General features: G+C 68.9%; 10 protein-coding genes. 3 read left to right on the forward strand and 7 right to left on the reverse strand.

The genetic code is table 11. The annotated features are described in order from the left end of the window. Window positions 1-27: 27 nt before the first annotated feature. Both eccD and NLI01S_RS09310 read left to right on the forward strand, forming a co-directional pair. Window positions 28-1,368, forward strand: a complete 1,341-nt coding sequence (gene eccD / locus NLI01S_RS09305; protein WP_067602346.1) for a type VII secretion integral membrane protein EccD — start codon at window positions 28-30, stop codon at window positions 1,366-1,368. A 257-nt stretch (window positions 1,369-1,625) separates the two neighbouring features. Further along, on the forward strand, window positions 1,626-2,783 hold the full coding sequence (locus tag NLI01S_RS09310; RefSeq protein ID WP_223809176.1) for an outer membrane protein assembly factor BamB family protein: 1,158 nt from the start codon (window positions 1,626-1,628) through the stop codon (window positions 2,781-2,783). Between the two features lie 107 nt (window positions 2,784-2,890). On the opposite strand, the gene NLI01S_RS09315 is transcribed toward NLI01S_RS09310, so the two are convergent. The 5 genes from NLI01S_RS09315 to NLI01S_RS09335 all read right to left on the reverse strand — a co-directional run bounded on the left by NLI01S_RS09315 (window position 2,891) and on the right by NLI01S_RS09335 (window position 10,875). After that, entirely contained in the window at window positions 2,891-4,924 is a 2,034-nt protein-coding gene (locus NLI01S_RS09315; RefSeq protein WP_067602348.1) for a tyrosine protein kinase, read from the reverse strand. Between the two features lie 43 nt (window positions 4,925-4,967). Next, the gene (locus NLI01S_RS09320; protein WP_067602351.1) at window positions 4,968-7,019 is read right to left on the reverse strand and encodes a serine/threonine-protein kinase; all 2,052 of its coding nucleotides are present in this window, start codon (window positions 7,017-7,019) and stop codon (window positions 4,968-4,970) included. A 19-nt stretch (window positions 7,020-7,038) separates the two neighbouring features. Further along, on the reverse strand, window positions 7,039-9,105 hold the full coding sequence (locus NLI01S_RS09325) for a WD40 repeat domain-containing serine/threonine protein kinase (protein WP_067602354.1): 2,067 nt from the start codon (window positions 9,103-9,105) through the stop codon (window positions 7,039-7,041). Window positions 9,106-9,260: 155 nt separating this feature from the next. Continuing rightward, complete coding sequence (gene solA, locus NLI01S_RS09330) at window positions 9,261-10,475, reverse strand: N-methyl-L-tryptophan oxidase (RefSeq protein ID WP_067602357.1); 1,215 nt, start codon at window positions 10,473-10,475, stop codon at window positions 9,261-9,263. Between the two features lie 25 nt (window positions 10,476-10,500). Then, window positions 10,501-10,875 carry a hypothetical protein gene (locus NLI01S_RS09335; protein ID WP_067602360.1) on the reverse strand — a complete coding sequence of 125 codons (375 nt, stop codon included), beginning with the start codon at window positions 10,873-10,875 and terminating at the stop codon, window positions 10,501-10,503. A 608-nt stretch (window positions 10,876-11,483) separates the two neighbouring features. On the opposite strand from NLI01S_RS09335, the gene NLI01S_RS09340 reads away from it, so the two are divergent. Then, window positions 11,484-12,734, forward strand: a complete 1,251-nt coding sequence (locus NLI01S_RS09340) for an MFS transporter (RefSeq protein WP_263363279.1) — start codon at window positions 11,484-11,486, stop codon at window positions 12,732-12,734. Window positions 12,735-12,755: 21 nt separating this feature from the next. On the opposite strand, the gene NLI01S_RS09345 is transcribed toward NLI01S_RS09340, so the two are convergent. Together NLI01S_RS09345 and NLI01S_RS09350 are read right to left on the reverse strand one after the other, a co-directional pair. Further along, a complete protein-coding gene (locus tag NLI01S_RS09345) occupies window positions 12,756-13,595 on the reverse strand; it encodes an SDR family oxidoreductase (RefSeq protein ID WP_067602366.1) in 840 nt (279 codons plus the stop codon). A 160-nt stretch (window positions 13,596-13,755) separates the two neighbouring features. Then, complete coding sequence (locus tag NLI01S_RS09350; RefSeq protein ID WP_067602368.1) at window positions 13,756-15,573, reverse strand: acyl-CoA dehydrogenase; 1,818 nt, start codon at window positions 15,571-15,573, stop codon at window positions 13,756-13,758. Window positions 15,574-15,841: the final 268 nt, after the last annotated feature.

The following is a 15,841-nucleotide window of genomic DNA, read 5'->3' on the forward strand; positions in this document are numbered from 1 at the left end:
CGAACGAGTCGACAAAGAGGGTCTTGGGTGAGCGGATACTGCAGGGTCACGGTCACCGGACCCCAGCGCTGGGCCGATCTGGCGCTGCCGGGAAGCGTTCCCGTGGCCACACTCATGCCGCGCATCATCGAGGTGTGCGTGGACGAGGGGGAGAGCACAGAACCGGCCTCCTGGGCACTGACCACGGTCGATGGTCAGCCCGTTCGTCCCGAAGAGCCCCTTGAAGGCGCGGGGATCTACGACGGGGACGTGCTCCTCCTCGATCGTGTGGTCGCCCCGAGCCGTCCCGAACACGTCGATGACGTACGCGGCGCGGTCGAGGACAGCGTCGACGAGACCGCGTGGATCTGGAACCCGACGACCACGTTGTCGTTCGGCCTGCTCGTGGGTGGCATCGGGCCGTTGCTGATGCTGTTCCTCATGATGTGGCTGCGTCCGTCGCCGGGGCACCTCGCGGTGGCGGCGTTGGGCACGTTGTTGACGATCGGCACGATGATGCTCGCGGCCCGCCGGCCGCTGCCCGCGGTCGCCTACGTCCTCTTCGCGACGGCCTGTGTGTGGGGTGGTGCCACCGCGGTCCTCGCGGCCGGGTTCCTCTTCGACCCCACCCCCTTGGTCACGGGGGCCATCGCGCTCTGTGGGGGCCTGCTGGTGGCGGTGATCGGCTGGTCCATGCACGAGACCGGGCTGCCCTACATCGCGGGCCTCACGGTGCTGGCCCTGACCGGGGGTGTGCTGGTCGTGGTCGGGATCTTCGCGCAGCCGGTACAGGGCGTGCGCGCGATGGGGATCGCGCTGGCCCTGTGCGTGGGCGCGCTGCCGCGTGTGGCGATGGTGATGGGCGGCCTGTCCGGACTGGACTACGAGGTCGGACGGTCGGGCCAGGTGGCCACGGACCGGTTCGAGGAGACCTTCACCAACACCGATCGCCTACTGCTGGGGATCGTGATGGGTACGGCCCTCTCCGGTGGGATCTTCGCGGTCCTGCTCGCCTACTTCGGCACCGGCCTCCCCGACCTGCTGCTGTGCGGTCTCCTCGGAGTGCTGTTGGTGATGCGCTCCCGTCTGTTCGACCGCATCCGTCACGTGCTTCCCCTACGCCTGGCGGGCGTCGTGGGTCTGGGCGCCGCGGGTGTCGCGGTCACGGCGCAGTACCCGGTTCTCGGCCCGTGGCTTCCGGCCGTGGTACTGCTCGCCGGGATCCTCCTGAGCGTCCTGAGCTGGGTGAAGTTGAACGACGTCCCCCGCGCTTCGCTCCGCAGGGCCCTGAACTGGACCGAGATCCTCATCATCATGACGATGTGCGTCATGTTCGCCTGGGGCATGGGCCTGTTCGAGTTCGTGGCGAGGATGACCGGAGCCACGTGAGCCGGTGGACGGTGCGCCGAGGCTGGAGCACGTGTGTGCTGAAGGCGCGAGGAGAGCGGTTGATCAGGGGAACTCGGTGGGTGGTGGCCGGCGTCGTCGTGGTGCTCCTGGTTCCTTTGGGGGCGTGTTCGGTTCTGGGGTTCGGGGGTGTTTCGACCAGTCACCAGAAGTTAGGGGGTGAGTGGTCGGATGCCGGTGTGCCGGGGTCGGTTTCGGAGGTGGCGTGGGAGTGGACCGCTGAGGGATATCCGGGGGATATGGAGGTGTCCGCGCTTCCGCGTGGTGTGCTCGTTCGTACATCCCAGGGTGCGGTGGCCCTGGATGGTGTGACGGGTGAGGAGCGGTGGAGTTTCACCGTGGAGGACGAGGACGTCCGTGTGTTGACGGACGTGTCCTCGACCGGCGAGCGAGTTCACGTGATGTACCCGAAGGAGGTCCCGGACGAGGGGTTTGAGGACACCGAGGATGAGCATGTCGCGAAGGTCGCGTGGCGCCGGGTGGTCCTGGACGGGGTCAGTGGGGAGATCGTCGGTGACTTCGAGGAGACGATCGCCGCTGACGTCGAGAAGCCCGGGCCCTTCAACGTGGGTGTCGCCGGGGACGGGGGTGTCTTCCACCTGGAGGGTAGCGACCTGCTCTTCGGAGCGATGCTCTCGACTGAGGACGGTTCTGAACTGTGGCGGACGGATGACCTTTTCTCTTGTGAGGGTTCGCACGTGAACACGGCGGACCGTCCGGTGGTGTTCTCCGATGCGGTGGTCGTGAAAGCGGGGTGCGATTCGGGTCAGGCCGAGCTGATCTCCCTGGACGTCGTCAATGGAGAGGTGTTGTGGCACCTCGAAGGTGAGGACGCTGAGTTTCTGACTCCGGAGTCGCGTTCCTTGCGTGGGATGGGTGGGTTGCTACCCGTTTACCACGACCGAGGGCCCATGTATCAGGACGAGGAGTTCAGCGAGCTGCGCGTATTCGATCCGGTCACGGGTGAGGTCGTGGGTGATGAATCGGGGGTCGACGGATTGGATTGGTATCTGGCCCGCACGGTCGAGGACGGGTTCCTGGTGTCACGGCGAGCCCCCGGCGAGAGCACCGTCGGTTACGAACTGCGCCGGTTCGACGGCCGGTCCCTGACCACCGGTGGACAGGCGGTGCCCACGGGGTCGGCCGGTAGTTACGTGCTGGCTCTGGAGGACGCGGTGGTCAAGCTCGAACCGAAGGACCCGGAGACACCGGTCAGTGTCACACCGTGGGATGGAGGTGAGCCGTACCGGATCGACCTGCTGGAACCGGTCGAGGTGGCGGGTTACTTCCAGGGGAGGCAGCCGAAGGGGCAGTTCGAGGCGGTGCCTGGAGCGGTGGTGTTGGTCGACCTGAGCGACTCCCAGGGCGAGGGCGTCAAGGTGATCGGGCTCCGGTGAGCCTGGCCAGGGGCAGCGAGCCGGGAGCGGAAGAGCTCGCTCGCCGTAGAGTTCTCGTGGCAGAGGAGACCCTCGCTTCGGTGTGCTGACCTGGTTTCTCCATGACCTCAGTAGAGGGCGTCGACCTGTTCGAAGGTGTCCGGGTCCAGCAGGATAGGGGGCGTGCCGTTGGTGGTCCGGGCCGCGATGACCTCGCCGTCGGGGTGGATCGCGACGCTTCGATAGGAGGCCGCCTGATCGGCCGCTTCCAGCAGGTTTTCGCCTGTCTCCAGGTCCCAGACGTACGGGTGGTATTCCAGAGCATCCGTACCCGTACTTGCCATCCACGTCGCGTACAGCCGCTCACCGGCGGGGTCGAACAGGAGTTGGGTGAGGAAGGGTTCGTCGTCGTTCTCGTACTCCTCGCGGGTGAACGAGGCGACCTCGGTCCCGTCCACGTAGTCCTCGACGTGGATCTCGGGGTCGTCGGCGTAGGCGACCTGGGTGGTTCCCGGCCGTACCGCCAGTGAACTGTCCGAGGTCCCCTCCACCGTGCCGACCTCCTCGCCCGTGTCGGCGTCCCAGACACGGACCGTGCCGGAGTCGTTGGTGACGACGTGGTCCTCGTCCATGAACCGGGTCTCGTACTGGAACCCCTCGGCGATGGGCTCACCGGGCTCGCCGGTGGCGGTGTCGACGGTGTGGGTGCCCGGGCCGTCTCCGCGTCCTCTGTCCAGGGTGACGGCCAGTCGGGTGCCGTCGGGGGAGAACGCGAAGCCTCGCACGTCGACCGGGCTGGCCAACCAGCGCTCCTGGTCGTCCGGGCCCTCCTGGGGGCCCAGGTGCCGGACGGTCTCACCGGAGAGCAGGTCGTAGGTGTGCGCGAGTTCCACGGGGTATTCGCGGCTCTCGTACTCGACGGGCGTCACGGCGACCAGTGTGCAGCCCACCGGTGAGAACTCCGCCTCCGAGAGCGAGCCCGAACCCGAGGTGATGGGGCGGGCGATCTCCCTGCCCTCCCGCCAGTCCCAGACCATGAGCCCCGCAGAGGAAGCCACGCCCAGGACGTCGCCGTCACCGGAGAACGTGAGGTCGAAGACGTTGGTGTCCGGAGCGGGAGGCTCCTCCGGAGGTGGGAAGCCGGTGGCGTCCAGGCACCGACCCTCGCTGATCAGTGGTTCCGCCGTGTCCTCTTGGGCCGGCACGTCCGCCGGTTCACCGAACAGCCGGTCGTAGGCGAACATCGCGCCCCCGGCGGCGAGTACGACCAGGACCAGTGCCCCGGCGCCCAGGGAGAGAAGACGGCCCCGCTCCCTACGTCCCGTCTCCGGCGGAGTCGCCTGTCCTCTCGCGGGGTCGGTGGCCAAGACCTCACCCTGGCGTGCGGCGACCGCGTCGATCGCCGCGCGCACCGACGGGGACCACGGATGCGGGGAGGTGGGCCCACCGAGCATGCTCACCAGGTCGGAGGAGCTGGGACGCAGTCTCGGGTCCCGCTTGAGGCAGGCGTCCACCAGGCCGCGCAGTTGCAACGGCACGTCGGCCAGGCCGTCGGGGCCCTCCACACCGGAGGCCGCGTAACAGAGCGTCGCCGCCCACGAGAACACGTCGGTGGCCGGGCCCGCTCCGCCCTCCGGCGCGGCGAACGCCGGATGTGGTGCCCGCCGTTCGGTGTCGGAGACCGCCCACTCCAACCCGGGGTCGGCCAACGCCGCCCCGTGAGACTTCATGAGGACGCCGTCCGGCCACAGCGAACCGTGCGCCAGACCGGCGCCGTGCAGGTCGGCCAACGCCTGGGCCGTGGCCAACGCCAAGGGGCGCACCGCGTCCACCGGGAGCGGGCCGTGCGCGTGCACGAGTTCGGCCAGGGTGGGCCCGAGCGGACGGGAGACGGCGACCCAGGGGACCGCGCCGCGCAGGTCGGCCTCCCGAACCGCGCACATGTGCGCCCCGGGCAGCCCTCGGGCCCCCTCCACCCGGCGGGCGAAGGCGCCGCGGAAGGTCGGGTCGGTGGCGTGTTCCGGACGGACGACCTTCACCGCCACCGACGAACCGTCGTCGCACACCCCCAGGTAGACGCGTGCGTAGGCGTTCTCACCGAGGCGGGCGCGCAGCCGGTAGGGGCCGATGGCGGGCGGGTCGTGCGGGTGGAGAGGGAGCATGGGCCTTACCGGGGTCGGGGTCGAGACGGGAGCGGACCAGGGGTCACATCTGTTCGACCAGACGCAGTTCGACCGCGTCGACGAACCACATGCCGCTGCCGTGCCCGGGAACGCCCGAGATGACCTCGCCCTCCGGATGCACGGCGATCTCGTGCATGTACCCCTCGTTCTCGTCGGCGGTCAGGTCCTGCCCCGTGGAGTACTCCCACACCTTCATGTACGCGTCCTCGAACTCGTAGTCCTTGGGCACGTAGGTGACGTAGACGCGGTCCGCCGCCACGCTGTACCGCACGTCGTGGACCTCGAACTCCTCCGCGTCCATGTCCTCGTCGACGAAGTCGGTGGTGTCGGAGGGAACGTCGATGTTCATCCGGTGGGCGCCGTTGGAGATGGGATGCAGGATGGTGGAGTCGTCCACCATGGAGACGCCATGGGGGCCCAAGAGCGGACTGTCGGTGCTCTGTCCGATGACCTCACCGCTCTCCACCTCCCACAGGTACAGCTGCTCCGAGTAGTCCTGACCGACCACGTGGGCGCCGTCGGGGGAGACGTCGATCGAGCGCACGCTGTAGGGACCGGAGAGCGTGTCGGTCAGCTCCCGGGTCTCCAGGTCGTAGATCATCACCGCCGAGTCGGTCCCGCCACCGGCACCGACCACCAGGCTCTCGCCGTCGTCGGTGAAGGCGATGGAGCCGATGTCGAACCCCTCCGCGTGGACCGTGTGCTCGCCGCTCTCCAGGTCGTACACGTGCGCGCCGTCGTCGGAGGCGTAGGCCAGCAGGCAGTCGTTCGGGCTGAAGCTCGGATGCCCGTACAGCATGGGGATCGGCGTCTCGATCCGCGCGACCTCCGTGCCTTCCCGCCAGCTCCACAGGGCCACGCCGCCGGTGCCGGCGACCGCCAGGACCTCGCCGTCGCCGGAGAACTCCGTGTAGAAGACGCCTTCGTCGTCGTTGGGCGCGGTGGGTTCCTCCTTGGCAGCCCCGGTGAACTCGGGTGCGAGGTGCTCGGTGGCGTCGCACGTATCTCGCTGGGCCACCCCCTGCTCCTCGGGCTCGGGGGAACCGCCGATCAGGCCGGCCTGCCCCTCGGTCCACACCCCGAGCCCGGCGACCATCGCCAGGGCCACGGTGGCGGCGCCGGCGATGAGCAGGCGCCCGCCCAGGCCGCCCTTGGCCCCGGGGACGCCTTGGGCGGTCACCGTGGAGTGGTACTCGTGCGCGACCTCGTCGATTCGGGCGGCGGTGTTCGGAGGCGACCATGCGGCGGAGGCCGAAGCGGGGGCCACCGGACCACCGAGGGCGTGCAGCACCTGTGCGGCGTTGGGCCGTGAGGTCGGGTCCTTCTCCAGACAGGCCGCTATGACGCCGCGCAGGGAAGGTGGGACCCGAGCGAGGTCGGGGTCGAGGTTGGCGATGCGGTACAGGACCGTTGACGGGTGGCCATCGCCGAACGGCCCCTGGCCGGTGAGCGCGTAGACCATGACCCCGCCGAGCGCGAAGACGTCGGCGGCCGGTCCCGGGCCGTGTTCGGAGTCGACGGACTCCGGCGCCATGAACGCGGGGGTGCCCGCGAAGCGCCTTCCCTCCTCGCCGGCCTCGGGAGAGTCCCCCATCGCGTGGGCGATGCCGAAGTCGATCACCTGGGGGCCCTCGGCCGCCACCATCACGTTTCCGGGCTTGAGGTCGCGGTGGACCAACCCGGTCGCGTGGACGCGTTCCAGGGCCTGGGCGATGCCGCGGGCCATGAAACGTACCGACTGTTCGGGGAGCGGTCCGGTGCCGGACACCAGGTCCTGCAGGGAAGGACCCATCACGTACTCGGTGGCCAGCCAGGGGGTCTGCCCGGAGGTGTCGGCGGCCAGCACTCGGGGCGTGTAGTTGCCGTGGACCCGCCGGGCGAGTTCCAACTCCCGGGCGAACCGTTCACGGAACCCGGGGTCGTAGGCGTATTCGGCGCGTACGACCTTGACCGCCGCGGGCCTGCCGTCGGAGTCCATCCCGAGGTACACGCGCCCCATGCCACCGGAGCCCAGGAGAGCGATGACACGGTAGGGACCTACCTCGCGAGGGTCGTGTGGGGCGGGTTGCTGCATGGTGGCCTTCCGGGGATGCTCAGGAGAACTCGGCGACGACTTCGTGGTCGGTCGTGTCCAGGACGCGGACGGTGGAGTGACCGCCTTCGGTCACGGTGGTGGCGATGTGCTCGCCGTCGGCGCTGACCCCGATGACCTCCGAGAGACGTAGCCCATCGACCGGCGTGACCTCACCGGTGGCCGCGTCCCAGACGGGGGTGTCCGCGGTCGGCCAACTCGTCCCGCCGTAGACGATGGAACCGTCCGCGGACAGCGCGACCTCGTACACGTTGTCCTCGTCGAGGCCCGACATGTCCATTTCCCGGGTGGAACCGTCCGTCAGGTCGACCGACAGGACCTCGGCGTAGTCCATCAGGACCACCAGGGTGCTCCCGTCCGCGGACAGCGCGAAGTCGGAGATCTCCTCGCCTTCGAACCGGTGGAGTTCCTCGCCGCTCTCGGTGTCCCACACGATCGTGAAGGCCGTGTCCTCACCATTCAGGTTGTAGCTCGCTCCCACCAGCATCGATCCGTCCGGGGTGTAGTCCAAGGCGTGCAGGTAGCCGTCGAGGGGGACGGTGGAGACGACCTCCTCGCTCTCCACGTCCCACGTGTGCAGGATCGGGTCTCCGTCCTCGGTGCCGTCGTCGGAGGCCTCCGACGCCAGGGTGGAGGCGTCCTCGGTGAGGGCGGCCATGTCGAACATGCCGAACTCCTCGTCCTGGCCCAGGACCGTGATCCGGTTGTCGCTGCCTCCCTCCCAGACCCGGACGTACTCGTTGACGGCGGTCGCGACGTAGCCGCTGTCGGTGAAGTCGGCTCCGAGGGCGGTCGGGTACTCGTCGATCAGCTCGCCCTCACGCCAGTCCCACGTGCTGAGGGTGCCCGAACCGAAGACGTGCAGGTGTTCGCCGTCCTCGGAGAAGGTGAGGGTGTACATGAACCCGCTGAAGTGGTCGCTCTCCTCCGCGCTCCCATCTCCCTCACCGCCGGATCCCTCACCGCTCTCACCGCCGGGTTCCTCGGAGGCGCCCGCCGTCGGGTCCGGTCCGTCCTCGGAACCGGGAGGAAGCGCGGTCCACGCCAACGCCCCGCCACCGAGCAGGACCAAGGCGGTGACCGCCGTCGCCGCGATCACCACGGACCGGCGACGCCACCACGAGGTTCCACCGCCCTGACCCGGGTCGTTCCCCACGGGTGCGGTGGTGCGCTCGGCGGCCCTGGCCTGTTCCGTCTCACCCGCCTTGGCGTCGATCTGCCGGTTCACCTGGGCGGGGAGCCAACCGTGCGCGGCCGACGGCAACGGTAGCCCGGACAGCTCACGCAGGATGGAGGCGGTGTCGGGGCGTTGCTCGGGCTCCTTGGCCATGCACCGGGCGATCAGGTCCCGCAGCGGTCCCTCCGGGAGGACCTCCAGGTTCGGTTCCGCCTTCAGCACCTTGGCGAGGGCGTTGACCGGGCTGCCCACACCGAAGGGCGGCGTCCCACAGGCGGCGAAGATCACCGCGCCGCCCAACGAGAACACGTCGGCGCGCGAAGTGACGTTCTTACCGGTGATCTGTTCCGGAGACGTGTACGAGGGGGTGCCGAAGGTCTGTCCGGTCCTGGTGAGGACGGTCCCCTCGACGGCGCGGGCGATTCCGAAGTCGATGACCTGTGGACCCCGAGGGGACAGCAGGATGTTGCCGGGTTTGAGGTCGCGGTGCATCAGCCCGGCGGTGTGGATGGTCGCCAACGCCCGGGCCAACCCCAGGGTGAGCACCAACAGGGATTCGGCGGGGAAGTGCCCGACCTCCCGAACGGCCTCCTTGAGGGTGGGGCCGGGCACGTACTCGGTGGCCATCCACGGCTTGGGGGCCTCGGGGTCGGCGTCCACGACCGCCGGGGTGAAGGGGCCCCGCACGCGTTGCGCCGTGCGCACCTCACGGGCGAACCGTGCCCGGAACTCGCTGTCGTGGGCCAAGTCCTCCTTGACCACCTTCAGGGCGCACAGGTGGCCGTCGGGGGTACGTGCGAGATACACCTCGCCCATCCCGCCGGCGCCCAGCCGGGCCAGGAGTCGATGCGGACCGATGGCGGGGGGATCGTCGGCGGTGAGGGGGCGCATGACTGCGGGGATCCTTACTGCACGCGAGGCGGCGGCGTTTCCGGAAGGTTCACGAAGAGGGCGTGTACTGGGCCAATGTAGCGTCTTGGCGACAAAGCACCCAGGGTGTTGTCCTCATCCGGCCCGGAGTCCCGCCTGGTGGGGCCGTCGAGGGGTCAGCGAGGACGACGCCCGTCGATGTCCCAGCGGTGCGGATCGAACATACCGATCGGCAGGTCCGTGTGGCCGGTGCGGGCCAGGTCGGCGAGGGCCACGCCCACGGCGGAGGCGAACTTGAACCCGTGGCCGGAGAAACCACCGGCCAGGACCAACCCCGGCAGCTCGTCCCGACGTCCGATGAGGAAGTGCTCGTCGGGCGTCATCGTGTACATGCAGGCCACCATGTGTTCGGGCAGTGGACCCACCCCGCGCAGTCCCGCGGCGAGGTCGCCCAGACGGCGTGCGTCGTCCTCGTCCGGTGGACGGGGACCGACGTCCGGGTCCACCGGTTCGCCCCACTGGGAGCCCGGGCGTCGACCGGCGGCCTCGCGCACCGTCTCGGACTCGGCGTGGATCCCGATCTTGAGGGTGCGACCGTCGTCCATGCTGGGGAACCCGAACCAGAGGGTGCCGTCGGGTTCGTCGCGCGCGAAGACCGGCTCGGGGCCCGCCGTGCTGGGCAACGGATCGGTGATGGGGAACCAGCCGAGCACGCGCCGCTCGATCCGGATGCCACCGCCCAGGTCACCGAGGCCGGGAAGCAATCGCGTCAGCCAGGCACCCGCGGTCACGACCACGCGACGGGCACGGATCTCGGTGTCACCGACCCACACGCGCGGGCGGTCGGGGTCGGGTTCGATGCGGGTGACGGCCCGTCGCGTGAGCACCCGCGCTCCGGCCTGACGGGCCAGCCGGACGGCGGCGAGGATCGCGGGTTCGGGCAGGACCACCCCGGCGCTCTCCTCGAACACGCCGACCTCGTCGGGGCGCGTGAGGTGGCGGGGGTGGCGTTCGGCCAGGGCCGGCGCGGAGAGGTGTTCGTGGGCCAGGCCGTGCTTCTCGGCGGCCAGGGTGGATCCGGCGATGGCCGCCGAACCGGGGTGGCCGAGCATCAGGGCACCGGAGCGGACGACCAGGCGTGCCCGCGCGGCCTGCTGGAGTTCGTCCCAGGCACGCCACGCGGCGCGCACGAAGGGGACGTACTCCGCGCCCTCCAGATAGGCGGTCCGGATGATGCGGGACTCGCCGTGGCTGGAACCCCGGTCGTGTCCGGGGGAGAACTGTTCGACACCGATCACGTCGACGCCTTCGCGGGCCAGTCGCCACAGGGTCTGGGATCCCATCGCGCCCAGGCCGACCACGACGGTGTCGGTGTCCAGGGGTCTGCTCATGGGGCAGAAGGCTAACGGGAGCGCGTCAGGCGGCTGCCACCGGGCTGCGGTGGGTGTGGTAACGCGCCGGCTCGGGGATCTGGGCGAACGGGTTGAGCAGGGCCGCGGCGCCGGTGGGGTCGTTCGCGGGATGCGACATGGTGCCGCCCTGGAAGAGGTCGTTCCAGAAGAAGCGGCCGTCGCGGCACCAGACGTTCACGTCGCGCATGACGGAGGCGACGGCCATCTCGGAGCTACCGGACCAGTAGAGGGGGCGGGTGGCCACGGCGGAGAGTTCGTTCAAGAGCGCCGTGATCGCCCGCTGGGCGCAGAAGGCGTGGCGAGGCTTGTGCTTGACCCGGCTGGCGAGTACCGACTTCGCCCGGGAGGCCCGGGGGTTGTTCAGGCGCCAGTGACTCAAGGTCGTCTCCAGTGTGTGTCGAGGAACCGCGGGTGCTGACCGTGTGTGCTTGTTGCGGCCACGTCGCCGCGGTGTCGAGGGGCCACCGGATGGCTTCCTCGAGCGAAGTTGGTGCGGTGTGAACTCTGCCGTTACCTCGCAGTTATTCTTCGCGCTCCGGATGCTAGCAGCAACGGCCCCCTGAGAGTCGAGGCCTGCAAGTGTGACGCATGTAACACTTAACAAGTCTATATCGACCTGGTGATTCACGAAACATGCAGTTCGGGAGGGGTTATTAGAACACAGGTTCGAGTTACTGAACCGAGATGAAAGGACTCTGGTCCCGATTCGACTGTCGTCAGAGTCACCCGTTTTCGCCACGTTGAGCCGCGAAACTGTCGCCTACAGTGACTTTGTGCAGGTGGGGCAGGTTTTGTCTGTCGGCGGCGGTGCTTTGCCCTTTCCGAACCCGCCGCACCACAAGGCATTCCCGTTCGTTTTGCGCGGCCGGTCACCCCGGTGCAGGGGGTGTTCGCCGGTGTGGAGGACACTGGAAAACGGCAGGAAACAAGGAGAGAAGCGGCGAAGTGACCCAGACTCGGTCCGAGACATCCGGTGACAGGACAACAGTGAACGGTGGCGCCCAGGCCGAACCACGGGGCGGTGCCCGCGCCTGGTTGGTGTGGGGCGTGGCCGTGGGCGGCTACTTCCTCGCCATGCTGCACCGCAACGGACTCGGTGTGGCCGCCCTGGAGGCACAGAGCCGGTTCGACGTCGGGCCCGCGCTGCTCTCCCTGCTGCCCATGCTGCAGCTGCTCGTGTACGTGATCCTGCAGGTGCCCGCCGGATTACTCGCCGACCGGCTCGGTCCCCGGTACACGCTGGTCATGGGCATGGCGGCGATGGCCGTCGGATCCTGCATGTTCGCGCTCGCCCCGGGGATCGAGATGGCGGTCGTCGGTCGCTTCCTCATCGGTCTGGGTGACGCACTCGTCTTCCTCAACGTCATCAGGCTCGCCGCGCTGTGGTTCCCCCGCGCGCGCTACGCGCTGGTGAGCGGTCTGACCGGTGTGGTCGGCGGCACCGGCCAGGTGGCCAGCGCCGCCCCGCTGGCCTGGGCACTGGGCGGGATCGGCTGGGTGGCGGCCTTCCTCGCCACCGCCGGGCTCACCGTGTTCATGGCGCTCCTGATGCTGCTGATGGTCCGCGACCGCCCCGCCGGGGCGGCCGGGCGTTCCACCGTCGCCGACCCCATCTCCGCCTGGGCGGCCCTGAAGGAGGCGCTGCGCGCCGACGGGCCCCGGATCGGCATGGCGCACCACGCGGCCGTCATGGCGCCGTTCACGATGATGATGGTGCTGTGGGGCTACCCGTTCCTCGTGAACGGGCTGGGGCTCTCCGAGGGCGCAGCCGCACTCACCCTCACCGGTCTGGCCGCCGGTGCACTCCCGCTCGCGCCCCTCGCGGGGGTCCTGGTCGGTCGCAGACCGGGTGTCCGGGGCTACTTCGCCCTGGTCTTCGGCGGAACCCTGAGCCTGGGGTGGCTCCTGCTGGTCCTGTGGCCGGACGGTGCGCCCGCACCCCTCGGCGTGGCGGTGCTGGCCTTGAGCGCGCTCGGCCAGACCATGGCGCCCACGATCTCCTTCGACTTCGCCCGCGACGGTATCCCCGCCGGTCGTACCGGAGTCGCCTCGGGCCTGGTCAACATGAGCGGGTTCACCACCGCCGTCGTCTGCACCGTCGCCGCGGGCGCGATCCTCCAGACGCTCCCGGAAGAGCCCTCCTCCTACCAGGTGGCCTTCGTGCCCATGGCCGTCACCACGGTCCTGTCCACCTGCGTGCTCGCCGTGTTCATCCTCCGCGCCCGCCGCCGGAGATAGGGACGCGCGTCAGCCCGCGCGTCAGCCCGCGCGCCAGGTCGCGTCCTGGAGGTCCCCTCCCGCCTGGGGGCCCATCAGCGACAGGCCGCCGTCCACGAAGATCGAGGCCCCGGTGACATAGGAGGACTCCGGTCGGGCGAGGAACGCCACCGCGCCGGCGACCTCGTAGGCGTGACCGGGGCGGGGGATGGGATAGCCGGCACGAGAGTCGAGTTCCGGTGGCTGCTCGTGCTGCCCGGTCATCGGGGTGGCGATCTCGCCGGGGGCCACCGCGTTCACGGTGACGCCGTAAAGGCCCAGTTCGAGGGCGAGGGTGCGAGTGAGGAGCCTCAGCCCACCCTTGGCGGCGCAGTAGGGGCCCGCCGTCACACGCGGGTACTCCTCGTGGACGCTGGTGATGTTGACGATGCGGCCCCCGCGTCCGGTGTCGCGCATGTGGCGACCGGCGACCTGTGAGCATACGAACGGCGCGTCCAAGTCGACGGCGAGCACCTCACGCCACCGTGAGTAGTCGATGTCCAGCAGGTGCTCGTCGGATCTGGTGGCCGCGTTGTTGACCAGGACTCCCACGCCTCCGAGCTCGTCGATCATCTCCGCGACGGCCTCCGCGCCGCGTTCGGGATCGGCGAGGTCGTGCCTGCGTACGGCCACCCGGCGCCCGAACTCCCTGATCTCCGATTCGGTCTTACGGATTCCCTCTTCGTCCGAGTGGTAGGCGATGCCGACGTCGAAGCCCACCTGGGCGAGCCGGATCGCGGTCGCCCTTCCGATGCCGCTGTCCGCGCCGGTCACCAGCGCCACACGGTCGTAGTCGTCGAATGCCCTCGCCGCCGCGACACCCTCGGTATCCGGTCGTCCCATGGTCGCTCCTCGGTCCATCGGTCCAGGTGAGGCTCCGGCTACCCGGGTGCACGCCTCCGTATGCGTGGAGCCCTGAGCTCTTGGGGGCGAGAACGCCCGAGGGGCGGGGCGGTCGTGTGACCACCCCGCCCCTCGGCGGTGTTCGATATCCCGTCGGTCCCTAGAAGGCCTCTTCGGGGACGTCCATGAGACCCAGGTTCACGGTCTGGGCGATCTTCAGCTCGGCCTCGACGCGGGGCAGGAACTGCTCGGAGAAGAAGCGCGCGGCGGCGATCTTCCCGGTGTAGAAGTTCTTGTCCTCGTCGCCGGCGCCGTCCACGCTGTTCAGCGCGATCTCGGCCTGGCGGAGCAGCAACCAGCCCAGGACGACGTCACCGAAGGCGAACAGCAGGCGGACGGAGTTCAGGCCGACCTTGTACAGCTCGCGGGAGTCCTCGGCGGAGCCCATCGCGTGGCCGACCATGAGCTCGACGATCTTCTCGACCTGGCCGAGGGCGCCGAGCAGGAGCGCGCGCTCCTCCTTGAGCTGACCGTTGCCGGCGTCGCTCTCGGCGAAGGCCTTGATCTCGGCGGACAGCTTGCCGATGGCCTGGCCACCGTTCTTCACGATCTTGCGGAAGAAGAAGTCCTGAGCCTGGATCGCGGTGGTGCCCTCGTAGAGGGTGTCGATCTTGGCGTCGCGGATGTACTGCTCGATCGGGTACTCCTGCAGGAACCCGGAGCCGCCCAGGGTCTGCAGGGACTCGGCCAGCAGAGCGTAGGAGCGCTCCGAGCCGACACCCTTGACGATCGGAAGCAGGAGGTCGTTCATGGCCTCCAGCTCGGAGGCGTCCTCGCCCTTGGCGTGCGCGATCTGGATCGCGTCCTGCTGGGTGGCGGTGTAGATGACCAGCGAACGCATGGCCTCCACGTACGCCTTCTGCGTCATGAGGCTGCGACGCACGTCCGGGTGGTGGGTGATGGTGACCTTCGGGGAGTTCTTCGCACCGGCGAGGTCGTTGCCCTGCACGCGGTTCTTGGCGTACTCCAGGGCGTTCAGGTAACCCGTGGACAGGGTCGCGATCGCCTTCGTCCCGACCATCATGCGGGCGTACTCGATGACGAGGAACATCTGCCGGATGCCGTCGTGCTTGTCACCGACGAGGTAGCCGATGGCGGGGTGCTTGTCACCGAAGGTCAGCTCACAGGTGGTGGAGGCCTTGAGACCCATCTTGTGCTCGACGTTGGTCACGTAGGCGCCATTGCGCTCGCCCAGGGATCCGTCCTCGTTCACCAGGAACTTGGGCACCAGGTAGAGGGAGAGGCCCTTGGTGCCGGGGCCGGCGCCCTCGGGGCGGGCCAGCACCAGGTGGAAGATGTTCTCGGACATGTCGTGCTCGGCCGAGGTGATGAAGCGCTTGACGCCCTCGATGTGCCAGGTGCCGTCACCCTGGTCGGTGGCCTTGGTGCGGCCGGCGCCGACGTCGGAACCGGCGTCCGGCTCGGTCAGCACCATGGTGGCGCCCCAGCCGTTCTCGATGGCCTGCTGGGCGAACTTCTTCTGCGCCTCGTTGCCCTCGGAGTGCAGGATGCCGGCGAAGCCGGGGCCCGCGGAGTACATGTGCACGGAGGGGTTGGAGCCCAGGATGAGCTCGGCCGCGGACCACACCAGGGAGCGGGGAGCGCCGAGGCCGCCGAGCTCCTGGGGAAGGTCGAGGTTGTACCAGCCGGCGTCCATGTAGGCCTGGTAGGACTTCTTCAGGCTCTCGGGGATGGCGACGGTGTTGGTCTTGGGGTCGAAGACGGGCGGGTTGCGGTCCGCGTCCTCGAACGACTCCGCGATGACACCGGTGGCGAGGCGGTCGACCTCTTCCAGGATGGTGCGTGCGGTCTCTTCGTCGAGTTCCTCGAAGGGGCCCTGGCCCAGGATGTCCTGGCGCTTGAAGAGTTCGAAGAGGTTGAACTCGATGTCGCGCAGGTTGCTCTTGTAATGCGTCATGGACAGCTCCGCTGTGTCCCTGGCCGCGGTGTCTGTACACGCGGATCTACCGACTAGTAACAAGTCAATGTTACTACTGAGTAGCCCCATGCGCCAGTCTTGACGGGTGTTTGTGTCGGCCAAGACTGTGTCAGCTGTCCCTAAGGGCAGGTTATGGGGGCGTTTAGGGCACTAGGTGGGTAATTTCAGGGGGTGGGTGTGGTGGTGGCCAGTGGGGCGCTTGGGGTCTCTGGTTCCTTGGGGGTTGTTGGGCGTCGTTTGGGTGTGT

The organism is Nocardiopsis listeri NBRC 13360 (genome assembly GCF_001570765.1).
Lineage (GTDB): Bacteria > Actinomycetota > Actinomycetes > Streptosporangiales > Streptosporangiaceae > Nocardiopsis > Nocardiopsis listeri.